This window comes from Alloactinosynnema sp. L-07, from assembly GCF_900070365.1.
GTDB lineage: Bacteria > Actinomycetota > Actinomycetes > Mycobacteriales > Pseudonocardiaceae > Actinokineospora.
In genome coordinates this window covers 2,772,734-2,790,687 of the sequence record NZ_LN850107.1, presented here as the reverse complement: position 1 = coordinate 2,790,687, position 17,954 = coordinate 2,772,734, and the positions used below count along the sequence as shown (strand labels likewise).

Sequence of the window (17,954 nt, the reverse complement as noted above, 5' to 3'; positions counted from 1 at the left end):
CATCGAGTTGCCCGAGCGCGTTGGGCTGTGGTCGAGGAAGCCACCGCTTCGCAGCAGTTCCTGCGCGTAGGCATCGAGGTTGGCCTCGGCCGCGGGGCTCATCGCTTGTCCTCGACGGAGAAGTCGTGCGTTCGCTTCCAGAGCAGCAGGCCAAGCCTTGCGCATAGGACGCACGCGGCCAGCCCAACGATGACAGTTGGCATCGCCATTTGGTCTCCCGTAACCGGGACGGCGGGGTCGAACTGGGGTGGGTTCGACCCCGCCGCCTTCTGCGCTGATCGGGAGGTCGGAGCACGTTGCCGAACGGATGCCGCCGGTCCTCCCGACCCGCGTGCGGCCCATCGGGCTGCGTTGATAAAGTTAGCGGTAAACTTTACCGTAATCCATCCCCTGATTGGGTGACCATCCTGGGGCGTGATCGAGTGGGGCTGGAAGACTCGGTGCCGACGGTTTGGCCGAAGGGAGACATGGTGGCTGCCGAGCGCTTGCCAACAGCTCTGGGCTTTCTGGTCGGCAATGAACTGCGAGTCGCCCGCGACCAGGCACGAATCAAGCAGTCGACCGCAGCGGACTTCCTGGGCATCACCGCAGGCGGGCTTGCTCATCTGGAGAGCGGCCGGAACCGCCAGCAACCCGACGTCGTACGAGCGCTGCTTGGGCACTATGGCGTCCCACAACCGCAGATCGACCGGATTGCGCGATTGGCCGGTCGATCAGATGCGGACGACTGGTGGGCGTCCAACGCCGACGTTGTGCCGGACTGGCTCAGGACGTTGATCGGGCTCGAAGGGCTCGCGTCCTCGTCGTTCGCTTACGCGCCCATGGTCGTGGCTGGTCTGGCCCAGACGCGTGGATACGCGCGGGCCCTGCTCACTGACAATCTCCGTGTGCCGCTGGTCGACGCCGACCGAGTCGTCGATGTGCGAACTGATCGCCAGCGCCACCTGTGGCGCGACGAGAACCCGCTGCGCCTGCACTGCGTCCTTGAGGAAGCTGTTCTGCACCGCCGGATCGGTGGTAGCGACGTCTTCCGCGAACAGCTTCAGCACCTGCTCGATCTGTCGACCAAGCCGAACGTGACGCTGCAGGTCATCCCGTTCGACGTGCCTGTGCACGATGGCCTGGACGGCAAGTTCACCCTCCTCGATTTCACCGAGGCTCGCAGCATCGGCTACTCGGAGGGGCCGGAAGGCGCCCGATCGGTGCAGGAACCTGGCCAGGTCGCGGCCTACCATCTAAGAGCCGAACGGATCGCAGAGCGGGCATTGCCGGTACACGACACGCGTGACCTGATCGCCAGGTACATGGCCGCACTGTGAAGGAGCTGTCAGAGGGGCCATGCATGTCGAATGATGCCAGGTGGCGTACGTCAAGCTTTACCAGCGACGGAGAGAGTTGCGTCGAGGTCGCGTTGGCCGTCACCTCGGCGGGCATCCGGGACACCAAACACCGTGCGGGCGGAACTCTCACGGTTGATCGGGAGTCGTGGAAGCTCCTGATCGACGTCATCATCAAGTCACCGAGTTCGTGAGGCGTGTGCTCGCGCGTCAATGACAGGTCGACCTTGATCGAGGGCTCGTATTGGTAGCAGCCTTCCTCTCCGAACTTCCATCAGCGTGGCGTTTCGATGGCCGTGGACGCGGCGGGAAGTGCGTGCAGCGATGTGAACAGCGGGAGCTGCCGCCCGTCTCGGCTACGTTGCCCCCGTCTCCCTAACGGTGGTGCATGAGGTTGTCGAACCCGTCGTGCACCACGCACACCCCGGCCCCCGAGCCGAGCATCGCGGGCTGGGTTCGCTTGTGAGACAGCTGGCTGATCAGCTCCGCGACGGTCCGCTATCGCTGGCGCGTTCACGAGAGCAGTGGCCGAGCTGGTCGACGCGGCGCGCTGGGCGGTGGCAGCGCCGCGATCTGTCACCTCGGCGTTCGACTCCCTCGCCAACGACCATGACGTGCGCGATCCCCGCCGCCATCGCCAGCTTCTACGGCCATAATGTGCCCTACCCCCGGCTCGGAGCAGCCTTGGGCCTCTGGCTGACGACGGGCGCTAACGTCATGCTCTCGGCCAGCTTCTGCCTGACGATCAAGCGCAAGGACTGGCTCTGGCCGCTCGGGCGTGAGACTGGGCGAGGAACGTGACGACGCAAGGGAGCTTGGTGTGGCCTCTGACGCACTCGAAGGACCGGTCCCGGCGTCGAGCGGACGGGGCCAGCCGATCCTCGATCTGTTGGACAAGGCCATCGGCCTGCAGACACCGCTGGTCCGCAAGAACATCGCCCGGGCCCGCCAGCGCAACCCGGAGGCGACACCGGCGGATGTCGTCCGCACCCTGGAGCGGATGTACGTCAGCGCTCTGGCTAGCACGGGCGCCGCGGTCGGGGGCGCCGCGGCAGCGCCCGCCGTCGGCACCGGGATCGCGCTGGCACTGTCGGCGGGCGAGGCGTTCTCCTCGCTCGAACTGAGCACCCTGTTCGTGCTCTCGGTCGCCGAGGTCCACGGGGTCCAGCTCGACGAGATCGAACGCCGCCGGACACTCGTCATGGGGGTCCTACTCGGCAAGTCCGGATCCACGACCATCGGCAAGGTCGCCGAGCGCACCGGCCAGCACTGGGGCCGACAGCTCATTAGCAAAGTGCCCACAGCGGCCCTGCGCCAGATCAACAGCGTCCTGGGCAGGAACTTCATCACCAAGTACGGCACCAAGCAAGGGATCATCGTGCTCGGCCGGGTAGCCCCGTTCGGCATCGGCGCGGTGATCGGCGGCGGCGCCAACGCCACCGTCGCCGCACTGGCCGTCAAGGCCGCCCGACGCGCGTTCGGCCCGGCACCGCTGTCATGGCCCGAGACATCGCCGGAGCCAACCCCGGAGTCCCCGCACGAGACACCGCCAGGAGTCGTGCCGGGGATCGTGCTGGAGCCCGCACCGGAGTCGAACCCGGAATCAAGGCCGCAGAGCGGCTGAGACCCCGTCCACACCGGCAGGGCCCTGCCACCAGCAACCATTCCGCCCGTCACGCCAACTACCCGGACTCCGCAGGCCCCCGCCAACTTGGCGTGGAATCCGCCAACTTCGGCCGGACGGGACACGACCTGTCCCGTCCGGTTGAACTTGTCGGAGGACGGTGAAGCTGACCTGCGATTCGCCAACCAGGTCCGGACAGTTTGGTGTGCGTGTGTCGGACCTGGTTGGCGGAATCCGAGACGCGCCGCAGTGACCGACATCCCGGACGCACCTCCAAGAATCGTTCTGCGTCCTGCTTGATGTGGGAAAGTTGGTGCGTGGGGAAGCGCGAGATGGACGACGAGCAGCGCGAGCGGATGCACGACCTCAAGCGGTTGACTTGGCGTGGAGTGCTGGCCGGTGGCGTGTTCCTGGTCTTCGCGATCGTCGCGGGGGTGTTCCTACTCGACGACTGGACGGCGTTCCTGTTCTGGGGCTCGCTGAATCTCGTGCTGACCATGGTCGTGTTCGTCTCGCAGTGGCGCTATATCCGGCGCGGACCGTTCCCCCGGCTGCCCGTGAGCGTGCGTGATGGCACCACCCCTCGTCCGACTCGTCCAGCGATCGGAAAGCTGATGAGGATCGGGCAGCAGGTCAGAATGGCTGAATTAAGGCGCCGCGCGAAGCGCGGCGACGAGTCCGGCAGTTGCCAGCGGGGATGTCGGTAGCCGACCAGCCAACGGACATTGGTCTCGGTGATCCACCCGGCCTCGACCCACCGCTGTTACTGGCCGCCGATGTGCTCGTCGAGGCCCGAGTTGGGCCAAGTTCGTGCGTAGTGGCTCGGGTCTTAATCGCTTCGAGGATCGGGGGTCTCTCCGAAGTCGTCATGGCTGCGTGATCGAACCAAGGTACGCGGTGCCGCCGTGCTGCTGCGCTATCAGTTCGATGGTCTTCTTGCTGGCAAGCATGTCGGGAACGCTCAAAGTGTGCCCGGGGGACGCGGTGCGCAGAACCGCGAACAGGTAGGAGTTCGGTGCGGCAGGCAGTGACAGTCGTGGGGTGGCGATGGCGTTCCGGGGTACTGGGTAGTGCAGGACGGTCTCGAAGTCGATCATGTTGTCTGGTGACAGGGTGTCCATGATCTCGCCGATCGCCTGTTCTGCCTGGCTTTCGGGGATGAAGCAGTTGGTCCACGGGTGTGGGTCGAGCCAGTGTCCGGTGGACCGCAGCGCCGTCTCGCCGTCGGCCAAACGTCGGACGAAGGACCAGTAGTCGATGTCCTCGACTTCGACTTCGTCTGAGGAGAGCCGCTTGATGATCTCGTCGTTTGGCAGGGCCGTCGATGTGTAGTTGAACGCGGCTTCGATGCGGTGCCACCAGGATCCCTGGTCGTTCGGGCGGGCGTGGCCTTCGATGTAGTCGGCGGCGCCGCTGGTCATCAGCCACAGCTGTTCTCGCAGGAAGAGCGCGAGGTCGTGGTAGTAGACGTGGTAGACCCGGACGGACACTGGGGCGGGGATGAGGGTGAGGGTCGCACGGGTGATGATGCCGCGGCGGCCACGTCCGGCTCGGACGTCATCGAAGAGCTGCCGGTTCTCGGTCCGGGAGCAGGTGACGAGGTCTCCGGCGGAGGTGACGACGTCGAGTTCGTCCACGTTGTCGGTTTGTGCGCCGTAACGGTGGCTGGTGCCGCTGAGTCCGCCAACGGAGAGCGTGCCACCGACGGTCAGTTCGATGTAGTCGGTCAGCACCGGTGGTGTCTGGCCGCGTTCGAGCGCGGCGCCGGTGACCGTGCTCCAACGGGTGCCGCCGTCCACGACGGCGCGACCGGGCTCGACGGTGTGGACGCCGTCGAGGCCGCGCATGTCGATGACCACGCCGCCCGCTGATTGGGCTTGGCCTGCGGTGGAGTGCCCTGCGCCGCGGGGCACGACTTCGAGGTTGTGGGCGCGGGCGTAGCGGACGGCGTCGATGACATCGGCGACGGACTCCGCGCCGACGACCGCGTCGGGCTCGTGGTGGACGATGTGGCCAAAGTCGTCCGAGCAGGCGTCGAAGCGCGGCCCGCTGGTGATGAGCCGCGGGTCACCGGCCACCTGTTCGTAGCGTGCGGTCAACGTGTGCTCCCCTCGATACGGCTGGTCGCATGCTGTCCAAGCGTTGCTGGGCTTGGGCGGCCCTGAGTTCGTCGTCGACATCGCGGTAGGCGTCGACGGCGCGGCGGAGGGCGTCGCGGCCGTGGGCGGTGCGGTTGTCGGCGATGTACAGGTCGGCGAGCAGATCCAAGGTACGGGCCTGTTCGCGGCGGTCGCCCAGTTCGGTGCGGGCGGCGAGGGCGCGTTCGAGGTGCATGATGGCGCGGTCGAGGTCGTCGAGGTGGCGGCAGACGATGGCGAGTTTGTCGAGCGCGCAGCCCTCGGCCTGCCGATCCAGCGGGCGAAGCAATTCGACGGCCACTTCGAGGTACTCGCGAGCCGTCTGGTGCTGGCCCATGTCGTGACAGACCTCGCCGACGTAGGACTGCGCGATCGCTGAACCGAGCGCGACATTGAGGCCGGTGAACATGGTCTCGGACTGGGTGAACACGTCTGCGGCGTGGCGTAGTTCGCCGAGGGCGTGGTAGGCGCGGCCGATTCCGATGAGGGTCCAGGCCAGTCCGAAGTCGTCGTTGCCGCGTCGGATCGCGAGCGCCTGCCGGTAGCAGGCCAGTGCTTTCCACGGTCGGCCCAGGTCGAGGAAGGCGTTGCCCAGGTTGTTGACCAGGAACGCGAACCCCGCGGTGTCGCCGTTCGCGCAGCAGATCTCCAGCGCGAGTTCGTGCGGCCGGGTCCACGGGCCCCACGGCTTGCGGCGGTAGAGGTAGTCGCACAAGACGATCGGCAGTCCGACGGCGATGTCGTCGAGGCCGAGTTCGGCGGCCTCCTGGCTGGCGTTGGCCAGGTTCACGCGTTCGGTCTCACACCAGTCCGCGGCCTCGTCGTAGCCTAGGAACTCCGGTGTCGTGGGCATCGCCGGGACGTTGCGTTCGGCGTAGCCACGACCCGCGGAGATGATCCGGCCCGCCGCCTGGCCCGCGCTGAGGTACCACCGCAGCACCCGCTCGGTGGCCGCACGGCGTGCCGGTTCGGGCTCGTCGGCTTCGGCGCACTCGGCGGCGTAGAGGCGGAGCAGGTCGTGGAAGCGGTAGCGGTCCTCGCCGGTCTCCTCGATGAGATGAGTCTGTACCAGCGCGTCGAGCCGTCCCTGCGTCTCGGCCAGGTCGAGGTCGACCACCGCTCCCGCGGCGGCAACACTGAACTCAGGGCCAGGGTGGACACTCAACAACCGGAACAGACTGGTCAGGCCGCTATCGAGCGCGGTGTAGGACCACGAGAACGCCGCTCGGAGCGCGGCACTGTCGTCGCCGCCCACGGAGAGCACCTCCAGCCGCTTGGTCTGTGAGGTAAGCATCGTGGCCAGCCGGGCCAGCGCCAGGTGGTCCCGGTCATTGGCTCGTTCGGCAGCAATCCTCAACGCCAGCGGGAACCCGGCACACAGCATCGCGAGGTCGCGAGTGGCCTCGGGATCTTCGTGCGCGCGACGGCCAATGACATCGGTCAACAGAGATGCAGACTCCTCGGCGTTGAGCGGTCCCACCGACATTCGGATCGCATCGTCGCGAGTGGACAAACCGGCTAGCCGATTGCGGCTCGTTACCAACGCCAGACAACCGTCACTGCCCGGCAGCAGCGGACGGACCTGCTCTGCGGTAACCGCGTTGTCGAGCACGACCATCATCCGCTTGCCCGCGAGCAGGCTGCGGTACTGGCCGATCCGCTGATCCATACCGGGAGGAATGGCCAGCGGGCCGACGCCGAGTGCAACCAGGAAATCGCGCAGCACCTCGCTGGGGAGGGCCGGTCGATTCGACGCGTCATGGCCGCGCAGATTCGTGAACAGAATTCCGTCGGGGAATCGTTCGGCGACGACGTGTGCCCACTGGATGGCGAGTGCGGTCTTGCCCACCCCGGCGGGTCCGTCCAAGCACATCACCGACATGAGCGCGCGTCGCGAAGCCTGGTCGATCTCGGCGGACATGCGCGCGACGTGGCCGTCGCGCCCAACGAAGTGCCTGCCGCGGGCCGGAAGCTGCGCCGGTCGCACGCGGTGAACCTGCTCCCGCGGTAGCGCGGTGAACAGTCTCAGCAACTCACCGTCGGTCCCTAATGCCTGATCACAGGCTTTGGCCAGCTGCTCGGTCGGCTGGCGCTGGCCGTGCTCGACGTTACCCAGATGGCTCCGACTGAACGTCGTCAACTTCTGCAGCTCGGCCAGCGACAACCCGCGCTGATCACGCCACCGTTGAAGCTCCGCCCCGAACGCTGCCGCCCCCTGCGGGGTCGTCTTCTGCTGTCTTCCGTTCATGTGAAGACACCTCCCCCCTACCAATTTCCTGCGGACCTTCCGAAACTGGAAACAAGTCCAACAACGGTCCGCACCCCTTCAGAGAAGGCTAAGCGGGATCGCGGAGCCGCCGCAGGCGAGAACTCGAATCTGCGGGAGGTTCACCTGATAGGGCGAAACCAACTCGACGGTTTCACCCACCGTATTCGGTCACAAATGGGAGAAATCATGAGAAGCAATCGCATCCGCGTCCTGCTCGTCGCGGTCACCGCCGCCGCCAGCGTGCTCGGAGCGCCTGACCAGGCGACTGCGACACCCGATGCCAGAGCGGGCACGCAGTGGAAGTGCGGTTTCTACATCACGCCCGGGGACTCGCACGGGACGACTTCGCGCTACTTCCATTGCGGCTACAACCACATCATGATCCAGGTCCACTGGAGCAATGGTGCGAGTCACATCGGCTGCATCGAGCCGTGGGAGAACCACCCGTTCTGGCGGGACGGCGCGACCGTCGTGGTCAACGCCTACTTCGTGCCTGTGACTCCACGCGTCCTGATCTCTCCCAGCGGCCGTCGGGTGTGCGCGGCCAGCCAACCCACCAGCTAGGGCCATATCGTCGAGACGAGCCTCGGTAAGGAGTCAGCGTGGGAATCATCGGACACTCTGCCCGCTTCACGCTCGTGATCGTCGCGATGCACCTCGGTGGATGCACGCAGAGAGCGACACCGAACGCGCCGACCAGTGCACCGTCCACGACCACCGCCTCGGCAGGCGAGCAGGCGATCGAGTCGTACGTGGCCATGTGGAGCGATTTCGCCGACGCGGCGACCACGTCGAACTGGCAATCGCCGCGGTTGACCGATCACGCGACTGGCCCCGCGCTCTCGGTGATCACAGACGCACTTCGCCGGGACAAGGAGAAGGGAGTGGTCACGAAGGGCCGCCCGACACACAACCCGCGGGTGTCCTCACAGGACCCGACCGGGGATCGGGACATGATCCGGGTCGAGGACTGCGGCGACAGCTCCGACTGGCTGAAGTATCGAGCCGACACAGGGGCGCTCGCCGATGACCGTCCTGGTGGCCGCCGAGCGATCACTGCGGAACTGGTTCGCGCGGAGGGTGCCTGGAAGGTTCGGGAGTTCACGGTCAGGGCGGTGGGGACATGCTGACGCGCGACGTCGCCGCTGCTGCAGTCGGCGTGATGCTGCTTGTTCCCGGCACTGCGCTGGCCGATGACGGGTGGGGTGAGGTGACCTGTCACGGATCGGGGTGCGATGTCGCCGCTGGGTCCAGCGCCACGACGAAGTCGGTCGGCACTTCGGTTCCTGGTCCTCACCCGGTTCTGAACGCTCCTGAACCTGTTTCGCCGTGTGTTCCGTCAGTTCCGTCGGGGTTGACGGATCCAGCCGAGCAGGCTGCGTGGCGCGAGTTCGCCTGCGGCGGCCAGGTCGCGTTCGGGTCGGTTGACGGCCCGCCGTTGGCCGTCGACGCCGCGGCGGTCGCCGTGGTGGCGCGGGATCGGCTCCGGCTTCCGGCGCCGGTGATCGGTTCCAGTCCGGCGAGCGCGCAGTTGGTTCATCTGCCGACCTGGCTGTGGTTGCGGGACTGGGCGCCGGTCGCGGCGTCGGTCTCGGTTCCCGGGGTGACGGCGACCGCGATTGCCACCCCAACCGCTGTCGAATGGTCGATGGGCGACGGACATGCCGTGTCCTGTGCCGGACCGGGAACGCCGTACCGAGTCGGCGCTGACCCGGGGACGTCCTCGCCCGACTGCGGGCACACCTACACCACCTCGTCGGCACTCCAACCCGACTTGACCTTCCCGGTCGCCGCGACCGTGCGGTGGAAGGTCAATTGGTCCGCGGCAGGCCAAAGTGGATCGTTTCCCGACCTGATCACCTCGGCGGCGACCGGGCTGAGGGTCAACGAAGTGCAGGCCCTCGTCCGCGGCCGCTGAAACCCCGTATTCCCTGTCCGCTTTAGCGAATTCCGCGACGCGGCGCGCTACCGCTTTGCCTGGAGGCGATCATGAGCTCAACGACAATCCGGACCGACACCGACCTCGCGGCTGAACCGGAGCCACCGTGGCTGAGCGGCAACACCCGAGCCCGCCGCCTCCGGATGCGGTTCTCGCGTGGACGCAGCGTGCCGCACCTGGCATTGGGCGCGGTGCTGGTCGCCGGATGTGCGGCCGGATTCCTGACGGTGTTCGCCAGCTCAGATACCCGGACCGAGGTCTTGGCGCTGGCCAGGCCCGTGGCGGTCGGCCATGTGCTCGATCTCCGGGACCTAGCGGTGGTCGAGGTCGCGGTCGACGACCGGGTGCCCGTCATCCCGGCCAGCCGCTCAGCGGACCTGATCGGCGAAGCGATGGCCACCAGCCTGCCCGCCGGTGCCCTCCTCACCCAGGACACGGTCGGCCCATCGATGGTTCCCGCAGCCGGACACGCAATCGCCGCGCTGAGCCTGAAAGACGGCCAGTACCCGCCTGAAGTCGCGCCGGGGGCGAAGGTCTCCGTCGTCGCCACCCCCATCGCCCAGGGCGCACCAAGTCCTGCCTGGGCGGGCGTGGTCACGGGCGTCGGTTCCTCTGCGGGGGAGTCGACCACGGTCGTGTCGGTGCAGTTGCCGCGGACGCAAGCACTGGAGGTGGCAGCGATACCGGTCGGCCGGGTGGCGCTCGTGCTCTTGGCGAAGGGAGATCAGTGATGTTGGTGAGCGTGATTTCCGTGAAAGGAGCGCCCGGAGTAACGACTCTCGCGCTTGGCCTGGCTGCGTGCTGGCCGAATGTGGTGCGCCGCCTGCTCATCGAGGCAGACCCCTCCGGCGGCGACGTGGCAACTCGCTTCGGGCTACCGCCCACCGGCTTGGCCGGTCTGACCGCGGCGGCTCGATCGGGCGCGGACCCAGCATTGCCGTGGGCGCACGCTTGGATGCTCCCGCGTGACGTCGGGGTGGTGACCGCACCAGCGAACGCGGACGCCGCGCGGGCCACTCTGGCCGTGCTGCCACCGGGGTCGATTCGGATGGCCGCTGACCAGCCGGGCACCGTCGTGGTGCTCGACTGCGGCCGAGTCGAATCGGACTCACCGGTCATGCCGATGATCGGCTCGTCGGACGCGATGGTCCTGATCACCGGCTCCCGCGGCGACGAACTGGCCCACCTCGCCCCGCGACTGGCGGCGATCGCCCGCTGGTCACCCCGGCCGCTCCTGCTGCTCGCCGGTGAGGGCTACTCAGTCGACGAAGTCGAACGAACCCTCGGCGTGCCGCCACTCGGCCACATCCCCCACGACGAGGTCGGCGCCGCGCTCTTCTGCGGCAGGCCGACTCCCCGCTGGCGGACGCGTCGCGAGCCGACTCGCACGGCGCTGGGCCGCTTCGCCCACAACGTCGCGCTGGTGCTTCGCTCCGCGCTGCCCATCAACCCACCCTCGTCGGGCCAACTCAAGCTGACCGCACCCGTTCTCGGCCTGCCGCCCAGACTGATCTCGGCGAGCGGGATGCGACCCGCGCCAGCCCCCGCAGAGACGGGAGCCGCGTCATGACCATCCACCCGCTTCCGACACCGCAGCGCCCACGCCAACTGCCCGTCGAACACAGCGACCACGCTGCTATGGCCCGGCTGCGCCGGTACCTGCTCGACACGCTGGCCGCGGAACTCCCCGGCCGAATCGAGACCCACCAACGCGGCGGCCCCACGATGTCCGCCGATGAGCGCCGAGACCTGGCGAAGAAGATCCTCACCGACGCCGTCCAGACCCACAGCGAACGCGCGCTGATCGCCAACCGCCCGCTGCTCGCCAACGCTACCGAACGGCAGGTCGTTACCCAGGTCCTCGACGAACTGTGCGGCCTATCCGGGCTGCAGCCACTGCTCGACGACCCAACGGTCGAGACGGTCAACGTCAACAGGTGGGACCAGGTGATCGTCCAGTACGTCGACGGCCGCCGCGCCCAGGTCGCCCCGATCGCCGCGTCGAACGACGACCTGACCGACCTCGTGCGCACCTGGGCCGCGCGCGCCTCCAGCCAGGAACGGCGCTTCGACCAGGGCAACCCCGCGGTCAACCTCCAACTTCCCGGCGGGGCACGGTTGTTTGCCGTGTTGGGCCTGACCGCCGGAGCCGTCACCGCCCTGTCGATCCGCCGCCACGGCTACCTCACCGTCACCCTCGCCGAACTGCAGCAACGCGGCACCATCGACGCCGGCCTGCACGCCTTCCTCGCTGCGGCCGTCCGCGCCCGTAAGAACGTGCTGATCACCGGCGGCACCGGGGTCGGCAAGACCACCCTGCTGCGCGCGTTGGCCGCCGAAATGGATCCGATGGAGCGGATCGTCACCATCGAGGACGCCTTCGAACTCGCCCTCGACCGCGACCCAGCCCACCTCGACGTCACCGCCCTGCAGGCCCGCGAACCCAACATCGAAGGCGAAGGCGCGGTCTCCCAGGCCGACCTCGTGCGATGGGCACTGCGGATGAGCCCCGACCGCGTGATCGTCGGCGAGATCCGCGGCCCCGAGGTCATCCCCATGTGCAACGCCATGTCCCAAGGCAATGACGGCTCCATGGCCACCCTGCACGCCTCCAGCTCCCAGATCGCCTTCACCCGCTTGGCCTCCTACGCCGCCCAATCACCCGAGCGACTCCCGCTCGAGGCGACCAACCTGCTCATCGCGGGCGCCGTGCACTTCGTCGTCCACCTCGACCGCGTCAACGGCACGCGGCTGGTCTCGTCGGTTCGCGAGGTGGTCGGCGCCGACGGGCCGCAGGTCGTCTCCAACGAGGTGTACCGGCCAGGCACTGATCGCCGAGCGCGTCCAGTCCGCGGCGCACTCCGCGCCGACACCCTCGACGACCTCACCGCCGCAGGCCTCGACCCTGCCATCGCTTTCAAGCCCGATGGCTGGTGGACGCCGTGAACCCGGCCTTGCTGTCCGCCGTGCTCGGCGGCGGGGTCGGGATCGGCGTGCTGCTGATCGTTGCCGGCTGGCGGGGTAAGACCAAGGTTCGGCTCCCGCAGACCAGCCGCCAAGTCCGAGTGCGATCTGCCGTGACCGCCGGCATCGGTGCGTTGACCTGGCTGGTCACCGGCTGGGTCGTCGCTGGAGTCCTGGCGGCTGCCGCGATGTGTGCGCTGCCCGAGATACTTGGACCTGACCGTCGCCACCAGCGGCGGATGGGCAGAGTCGAGGGTATCGCCAGCTGGACGGAGATGCTGCGCGACACCATGTCCGCCGCCGCAGGCATGGAACAGGCGATCCTCGCCACCGCCCCGCTCGCACCCGCCGCGATCCGCGTCGAGGTCACTGCGCTGGCCGCCCGTATCCAGGCTGGCGATCGGCTGCCCGACGCGCTTCGTCGGATGGCTGACGAACTCGCGGACCCCGCGGCCGACCTCGTCGTTGCCGCGCTTGTCCTCGCTTCCCAGCGCCAGGCCCGCCAACTGGCCGACCTGCTCGGTTCGCTGGCTGGGGCCGCGCGGGAGCAGGCCGCCATGAGGTTGCGAGTCCACGCCGATCGCGCTCGTACTCGCACCTCCGTCCGGGTCATCATCGGCACCACGATCGTGTTCGCGGTCGCCCTCGTGCTCCTCAACCGGCCCTACCTGTCGGCCTACGACACCGCCACCGGCCAACTCGTACTCGCCAGCGTCGGCCTCCTGTTCGCGGCCGGAGTCGCCTGGCTGGCCAAGATCGCCGCCACCGCCGAACCCTCCCGAGTCCTGGTCCCCAGCACCACGTCGGGCCGAGTCACGGACAAGACGGTGACGTCATGATCAGCATCGTCCTGCTCGGAGCAGGTTTCGGCGCAGGGCTGTGGGTGCTGGCGGCATGGGCATTTCCACCGCGCCCAAGACTCGCCGCCCTTCTGGCACAGGGCACAGGACCAACTGCTGATGCCACAAGTCGGCTGGCCGCCGTCATGCGGGGGACCGGGGTGCCCAGCCGCCAGCTCACCAGGGACCTGACCCTGCTCGGCCGCTCTATAGACCGACACCTCACGTACAAGATCACGTTCGCCGGGTCCGGTCTGCTGACGCCCTGGCTCCTGCAATTCCTGCTGGCAGTGGCAGACGTCGAGATCGCGGTGGTGTCTACGACCGCCGCATCCGTCGTGCTCGCAGCGATCGGACTCCTCGTGCCCGACGTCCGAGTGCGATCTACAGCTCGGGCCCACCGCGCGGAGACACGCCACGCGCTGTCCGCCTACCTCGACCTCGTCTGGATCACCCTCGCAGGCGGCGCGGGAGTCGAAACCGCCCTCAACGACGCCTCGGTCATCGGCAGAGGAACCACCTTCTCCCGCATACGCCGCGCACTCGACAGCGCCCGCCTGACTCGGACAAGCCCCTGGGACACACTCCGCCGACTCGGCGACGACCTCGACGTCGCAGAACTCACCGAACTCGCCGCGTCCCTCAGCCTGGCGGGCACCGAGGGCGCCCGGGTCCGCCAGTCCCTGGCTGCCAAAGCAGCCGCCATGCGAACCCGCCAGACCTCCGACGCCGAAGCGGACTCGCAATCCGCCACCGAACGAATGTCGCTCCCCGTAGTCGCGCTGCTTCTCGGCTTCCTCGTCTTCATCGGTTACCCAGCGATATCACAAGTCCTCAACACGTTCTGAAATGGAGAAATCATGCGAACTATCTGGACACTATGGACTGTCGCCTACACACACCTCCGCACTCGAATCAACCTGCTGCGAGGCGACAGCGAATCCGGATACGCTACCGAGACGGTCCTGGTGACCGCACTACTGGTCGCCGCGGCTATTGCCGTGATCGCTGTCATCATCGCCAAGGTGTCGGCCAAAGCCGACGGAATCACGCTGTGAGAGCACCATGCTCACTCCGCCACCATCCACTCCGCCTTGGGAACCCACCTCGTCGACCGGACCGGCACGGCTGATCCGAGCAGCCACCTGGCGGTCCGTGTTCGTCAGTGACCGCGGCGCGGTCAGCGCCGAACTGGCGCTTGTGACGCCGCTGCTTCTCTTGCTGCTGTTGCTAATCGTGCAGTTCGCGCTATGGTCCCACGCCACTCACATAGCACAAGCCGCCGCCTCCGCAGGGCTCGCCGCCGCACGCGCGCAGGACGGGACCGCCGCCGCAGGATCAGCAGCGGCTCGGCGGATGCTCGACGACCTTGCAAACGGCCCGCTCGACGCACCCAACGTCTCGGTCCATCGCGACACCACCACGGCCACAGTCCATGTCAGCGGCACAGCCTCGGCCGTAGTCCCGTTCCTTCGGCTGCCAGTCCACGCCGAGGCGATCGGTCCTGCCGAACGGTTCGTGACAATCTCCGCAGCGACGGGTGATCCGGTGCCATGACTACTACCAAACCGACCACCACCCCACGTTCCCGCTGCGGTGCGGGACGACCGCTGGGACGACGCAACCAATCCCGCCGGGGCCGATGGCAGGCCATCTGGCGCACCGACCGGGGCTCCGTCGCAACCGAAGTGACGTTGGTAGCGCCGCTGCTGGCCATGCTGCTCGTGTTCGTCGCCGTGGTCATCCATCGGAGCGTAGATGCCCGGTTGCGCATGGAAGAGGCCGCGCACCAGGCCGCCCGCGCGGCGAGTATTGAACGCACCCCGGCCGCGGCGACCGCGGCGGCGCAATCCACCGCCGCGAGTGCGTTGTCCTCAGCCGGAGTGGCGTGCGAGTCGCTGACCGTGGACACCGTCACCTCCGAGATCCGGCCTGGCGGCACGGTGAGCGTCACGATCTCCTGTGCCGTCAACTTCGGCGACGTACTGATCGTCGGATTCCCTGGCCGGAAATACTTGTCCGCCACCGCTGTCGAACCCATCGACCTATGGCGTTCAACGCTGGTCTCCGGGGGGCAACCGTGAGTCGCCGATGGCCCCGCATCGAATCCGGTCGATCGTCGGCGTGGTGGCGTGCCCGACGCCGCGGGTGGCATGCCGACGATGGCCAGGTGAGCGCGTTCGTCGTGGTGCTCGTCTCGGGAATCCTCGCGTTGGCCGGTCTTGCCCTTGATGGCGGTCTCGCGTTGGCGGCGAAGGTTCGGGCCACGGGCCAGGCCGAGGCCGCAGCCCGAGCCGGTGCCCAGGCCATCGACCTGACCGCCTACCGCGGAACCGGAGCACTTCGCCTGGTTCCAGCGCAGGCTGTCGCCGATGCTCAAGCCCATTTGGCGGCCGTGGGCGCCACCGGCACGGTGAGCGTCACCGGCGACACCGTCACGGTCACCGTGACCGCGTCCCGATCAACTCAACTGCTGGGACTGGTCGGCATCGGCTCGATGTCGGTCCACGGGCAGGGAAGCGCGCGTCCGCAACGCGGCGTGACCGCGGTTTCCCTGGGGTTCGCGAATTCTGAAGTGGTGAACGGCGGGAACAGAAGTGTGGGTGGTGCGTGATGACGGTACCTGCATGCTTCGGTTCCGCAACCGACGGGCAGTGTTGTCCGGCCTCGGTCGGATCAGGTGCTTGCTGCGGAACTCGGGGGACTGAGCCCTGCGGTCAGGGTGCGAGTCGCTGTGCGATCGCCGAGCAGGTCGGTGTTGTCGGCGAATTGGTCAACGGCCCCGGTGAGCGGCAAAGTGCGAAGTTCGGGATCGGTGATGCTGGCGACGAGTGCCTGGCTGAATCGCTCAGCGTGCAAGACCTGGAATGGCCGGTCGTGGTAAGGGCGAGTGTTGGGGTCGAGCGGCTTGGTCAGGCTGAGTTGGTTGTGCAGCGTCGCGACGGTCGAGTATGCCGTGGCGAGGTGGCCTTCCCGGTCGTGCCAGGTGGTGGCTGCGAGCGCTGCGGTCAGCGTCGGGGTGATGGTGGCGGCGCAGGGGAGTTGGGCGAAGGCGCTGCCGAGCCATTTGCTGTAGGGCGGGTAGCGGCGGTGCATCAGAAGGCTCAGGCGCATGAGGTCGCGTACCAGGCGGGCGGCGACGATGGCCGAGCCGAGTTCGTCGCCGACTTCTCCGCAACGCCCGACGAACGCCTCTTCTTGGGAGATCCGCTGCCATTGGCAGGCCAGGACGTAGCGCCAGACCTGCTCTGGATACCAGCTGAGATGGGAACGAGCGGAGGTGAGTTCACCTGTTCGGTCGTGAAAGACCGCTCCGGCGGTGACCTCGGCGAGGGTCTGGCTGGGGGTGGAAAGCCAGTCGAGCGTGGTGATGCCGTCGCGCGGATCGAATCCGAGGTTGGCGGTGAGCCAGACGTCGAGGCTGGTGACGTCGACGCGGTGGAAGACCGGTCCGTCGGTGACCTCCATGTGGCGAATATGGTCGTTTCCGGCGGAGGCGAAGTTCGTGGGGTAGCCGTAGAACGTCTTGGGCAGCTCATTGCTCAGCGCCGTCACGATGTCGTGGGCATGCCGGTCGGCGTCGTGGCGGCGCAGGAACAGCTGCAGGCGTGGACCCCATTCGTGATCAGCGGAGCGGGTGGTGTCGAATCCGAGGACCTCCGAGCCGCCGCCGAGCCGTGCGGCTGTGTGGGGCAGGTCCCCGAAGTGGGCGTGGACCAGTGGCCGTACTGCCTCGTGGTAGAAGCGGCGGGACAATTCCAGGCCAGGGATGAACGGGTGGTCCATGAGGGGCATGGTGCCGCGCAGGGCGTGCGTGCCGCGACTGGATATCGCCGGCGTCAGTCAGGGCTTGTCGATATCGGACGGGTCAAGGACTGCGGTGTAGCGCTCGGCGCCGCCGACGGACAGGCCGAACAGCGTTCCTGTTCGAAGTCCTCGAAGTCCTCGGCGGTGCGCAACGGCCGCGCGGACTCCAACGACCGCACCTCAGCCAGCGTCACGGGCACCCCTGTTCATCGGGAGACGGAATCTGCCAAGAACATCGGCACCTCGTCAGGAATGTCGACCTTCGATCGGAATCTCCACGCGATCGGGTGAACCCGCTCCCACCAGGTCATGGGCTCGAGCTGGAACTGAGATCGCCGAAACAAACCCCGCGGCATTTCATGCAATCGAACCCTGACCGCACCCCAACGCCACACGCAGCGCGCGTCAACGAGAGGAGAGTCCGATGGCCACGACCGAGGAGATCGAGCGCCGTGTCCGGCAAGCCGATACCGCTCGCAGCGCCAGACGCGCCGCCGCGGCCCGCCAGATCGGCGACCTCGCCCAGCGGCGGGCCTGCCTCGCCGAACAGGTCGACGACATCGAGCGTGAACTCGCTGACGTGCTGGCCGCCGTGCGTGACGTCATGACGATCGACGAGTTGGCCGCGTTCACCGACGTGCCCGCGGCGGACCTGACCCGTTTGCTGACCGCGCGCACGACCCGTAAGCCCGGCCGCACCAAGCGTCGACAGCCCACAGGTTCAGGCCGTATCGCACGCGACATCGACAGCCGACGATCCGCGACGACACCGGCTCCTGGTGTGGGGTCCGGGCCGACGCAACCAGCTGAACCGCGTGCCGACTCGGGCGCTGTGGACGTACCTGCTCGTGTCTCAACCGGAATGCCATAGGTCCAGGCGACCGCTCGGCGTCAAGCAACGGCGATGCGTCAGTGGCCGGGGATCGACCGTGAACTCCCTTGCAGCCAAGGAATCGAGCAACTCGTGACCCCATCATCGCACCCCGGTCGACGGGCTCCGGCGCGGCCACCGAGCAGGGTGCGCGGCGCTGGATCAG

20 protein-coding genes are annotated in these 17,954 nt (G+C 67.6%); 17 read left to right on the top strand and 3 right to left on the bottom strand.

All coding sequences use genetic code 11. The features are described from left to right. Positions 1-398 precede the first annotated feature (398 nt). From BN1701_RS12390 to BN1701_RS12375, 4 genes are all read left to right on the top strand, one after another. Positions 399-1,319, top strand: a complete 921-nt coding sequence (locus BN1701_RS12390) for a helix-turn-helix transcriptional regulator (protein WP_231949583.1) — start codon at positions 399-401, stop codon at positions 1,317-1,319. 23 nt (positions 1,320-1,342) lie between these two features. Beyond that, entirely contained in the window at positions 1,343-1,531 is a 189-nt protein-coding gene (locus tag BN1701_RS34260; protein ID WP_082859817.1) for a DUF397 domain-containing protein, read from the top strand. A 626-nt stretch (positions 1,532-2,157) separates the two neighbouring features. Next, positions 2,158-2,961, top strand: coding sequence for a hypothetical protein (locus tag BN1701_RS12380; RefSeq protein WP_197672085.1), 804 nt, complete (start codon positions 2,158-2,160; stop codon positions 2,959-2,961). A 317-nt stretch (positions 2,962-3,278) separates the two neighbouring features. Further along, entirely contained in the window at positions 3,279-3,668 is a 390-nt protein-coding gene (locus BN1701_RS12375) for a hypothetical protein (RefSeq protein ID WP_157367936.1), read from the top strand. A 159-nt stretch (positions 3,669-3,827) separates the two neighbouring features. Here the strand turns inward: BN1701_RS12375 and BN1701_RS35485 are convergent, their stop codons facing one another. Next, positions 3,828-5,060 (bottom strand): FAD-binding protein, encoded by a 1,233-nt coding sequence (locus BN1701_RS35485; protein ID WP_172803234.1) that lies wholly within the window; start codon positions 5,058-5,060, stop codon positions 3,828-3,830. Further along, on the bottom strand, positions 5,029-7,347 hold the full coding sequence (locus tag BN1701_RS12365; RefSeq protein WP_082859816.1) for a tetratricopeptide repeat protein: 2,319 nt from the start codon (positions 7,345-7,347) through the stop codon (positions 5,029-5,031). The genes BN1701_RS35485 and BN1701_RS12365 overlap by 32 nt, the downstream gene beginning before the upstream one ends. 207 nt (positions 7,348-7,554) lie before the next feature. On the opposite strand from BN1701_RS12365, the gene BN1701_RS12360 reads away from it, so the two are divergent. The 11 genes from BN1701_RS12360 to BN1701_RS12305 all read left to right on the top strand — a co-directional run bounded on the left by BN1701_RS12360 (position 7,555) and on the right by BN1701_RS12305 (position 15,724). Continuing rightward, the gene (locus BN1701_RS12360) at positions 7,555-7,932 is read left to right on the top strand and encodes a DUF6355 family natural product biosynthesis protein (RefSeq protein ID WP_054048441.1); all 378 of its coding nucleotides are present in this window, start codon (positions 7,555-7,557) and stop codon (positions 7,930-7,932) included. Between the two features lie 38 nt (positions 7,933-7,970). Continuing rightward, positions 7,971-8,498 (top strand): hypothetical protein, encoded by a 528-nt coding sequence (locus tag BN1701_RS12355; protein WP_231949582.1) that lies wholly within the window; start codon positions 7,971-7,973, stop codon positions 8,496-8,498. Positions 8,499-8,722: 224 nt separating this feature from the next. Beyond that, positions 8,723-9,286: a hypothetical protein gene (locus BN1701_RS12350; protein WP_054048439.1), complete on the top strand. Its 564-nt coding sequence runs from the start codon at positions 8,723-8,725 to the stop codon at positions 9,284-9,286. Between the two features lie 71 nt (positions 9,287-9,357). Beyond that, entirely contained in the window at positions 9,358-10,038 is a 681-nt protein-coding gene (locus BN1701_RS12345) for an SAF domain-containing protein (protein WP_054048437.1), read from the top strand. 248 nt (positions 10,039-10,286) lie between these two features. After that, entirely contained in the window at positions 10,287-10,877 is a 591-nt protein-coding gene (locus tag BN1701_RS12340; RefSeq protein ID WP_231949581.1) for a hypothetical protein, read from the top strand. After that, the gene (locus BN1701_RS12335; RefSeq protein WP_054048433.1) at positions 10,874-12,253 is read left to right on the top strand and encodes a CpaF family protein; all 1,380 of its coding nucleotides are present in this window, start codon (positions 10,874-10,876) and stop codon (positions 12,251-12,253) included. The genes BN1701_RS12340 and BN1701_RS12335 overlap by 4 nt, the downstream gene beginning before the upstream one ends. Then, a complete protein-coding gene (locus BN1701_RS12330) occupies positions 12,250-13,110 on the top strand; it encodes a type II secretion system F family protein (protein WP_157367934.1) in 861 nt (286 codons plus the stop codon). Before BN1701_RS12335 ends, BN1701_RS12330 begins: the two co-directional genes overlap by 4 nt. Beyond that, positions 13,107-13,958: a type II secretion system F family protein gene (locus tag BN1701_RS12325; protein WP_054048430.1), complete on the top strand. Its 852-nt coding sequence runs from the start codon at positions 13,107-13,109 to the stop codon at positions 13,956-13,958. The genes BN1701_RS12330 and BN1701_RS12325 overlap by 4 nt, the downstream gene beginning before the upstream one ends. Before the next feature lie 307 nt (positions 13,959-14,265). Then, on the top strand, positions 14,266-14,667 hold the full coding sequence (locus tag BN1701_RS12315; RefSeq protein ID WP_054048425.1) for a TadE/TadG family type IV pilus assembly protein: 402 nt from the start codon (positions 14,266-14,268) through the stop codon (positions 14,665-14,667). Positions 14,668-14,720: 53 nt separating this feature from the next. Next, positions 14,721-15,194: a TadE/TadG family type IV pilus assembly protein gene (locus BN1701_RS12310; RefSeq protein WP_054055814.1), complete on the top strand. Its 474-nt coding sequence runs from the start codon at positions 14,721-14,723 to the stop codon at positions 15,192-15,194. 86 nt (positions 15,195-15,280) lie between these two features. Further along, positions 15,281-15,724: a hypothetical protein gene (locus BN1701_RS12305; RefSeq protein ID WP_054048423.1), complete on the top strand. Its 444-nt coding sequence runs from the start codon at positions 15,281-15,283 to the stop codon at positions 15,722-15,724. A 62-nt stretch (positions 15,725-15,786) separates the two neighbouring features. On the opposite strand, the gene BN1701_RS12300 is transcribed toward BN1701_RS12305, so the two are convergent. Then, complete coding sequence (locus BN1701_RS12300) at positions 15,787-16,896, bottom strand: DUF4037 domain-containing protein (protein ID WP_054048421.1); 1,110 nt, start codon at positions 16,894-16,896, stop codon at positions 15,787-15,789. Here BN1701_RS12300 and BN1701_RS12295 point away from each other — a divergent pair. Both BN1701_RS12295 and BN1701_RS12290 read left to right on the top strand, forming a co-directional pair. Then, entirely contained in the window at positions 16,888-17,208 is a 321-nt protein-coding gene (locus BN1701_RS12295; protein ID WP_054048419.1) for a hypothetical protein, read from the top strand. The two genes, BN1701_RS12300 and BN1701_RS12295, sit on opposite strands and share 9 nt — an antisense overlap. Before the next feature lie 133 nt (positions 17,209-17,341). Continuing rightward, complete coding sequence (locus BN1701_RS12290) at positions 17,342-17,788, top strand: hypothetical protein (RefSeq protein WP_054048417.1); 447 nt, start codon at positions 17,342-17,344, stop codon at positions 17,786-17,788. Positions 17,789-17,954: the final 166 nt, after the last annotated feature.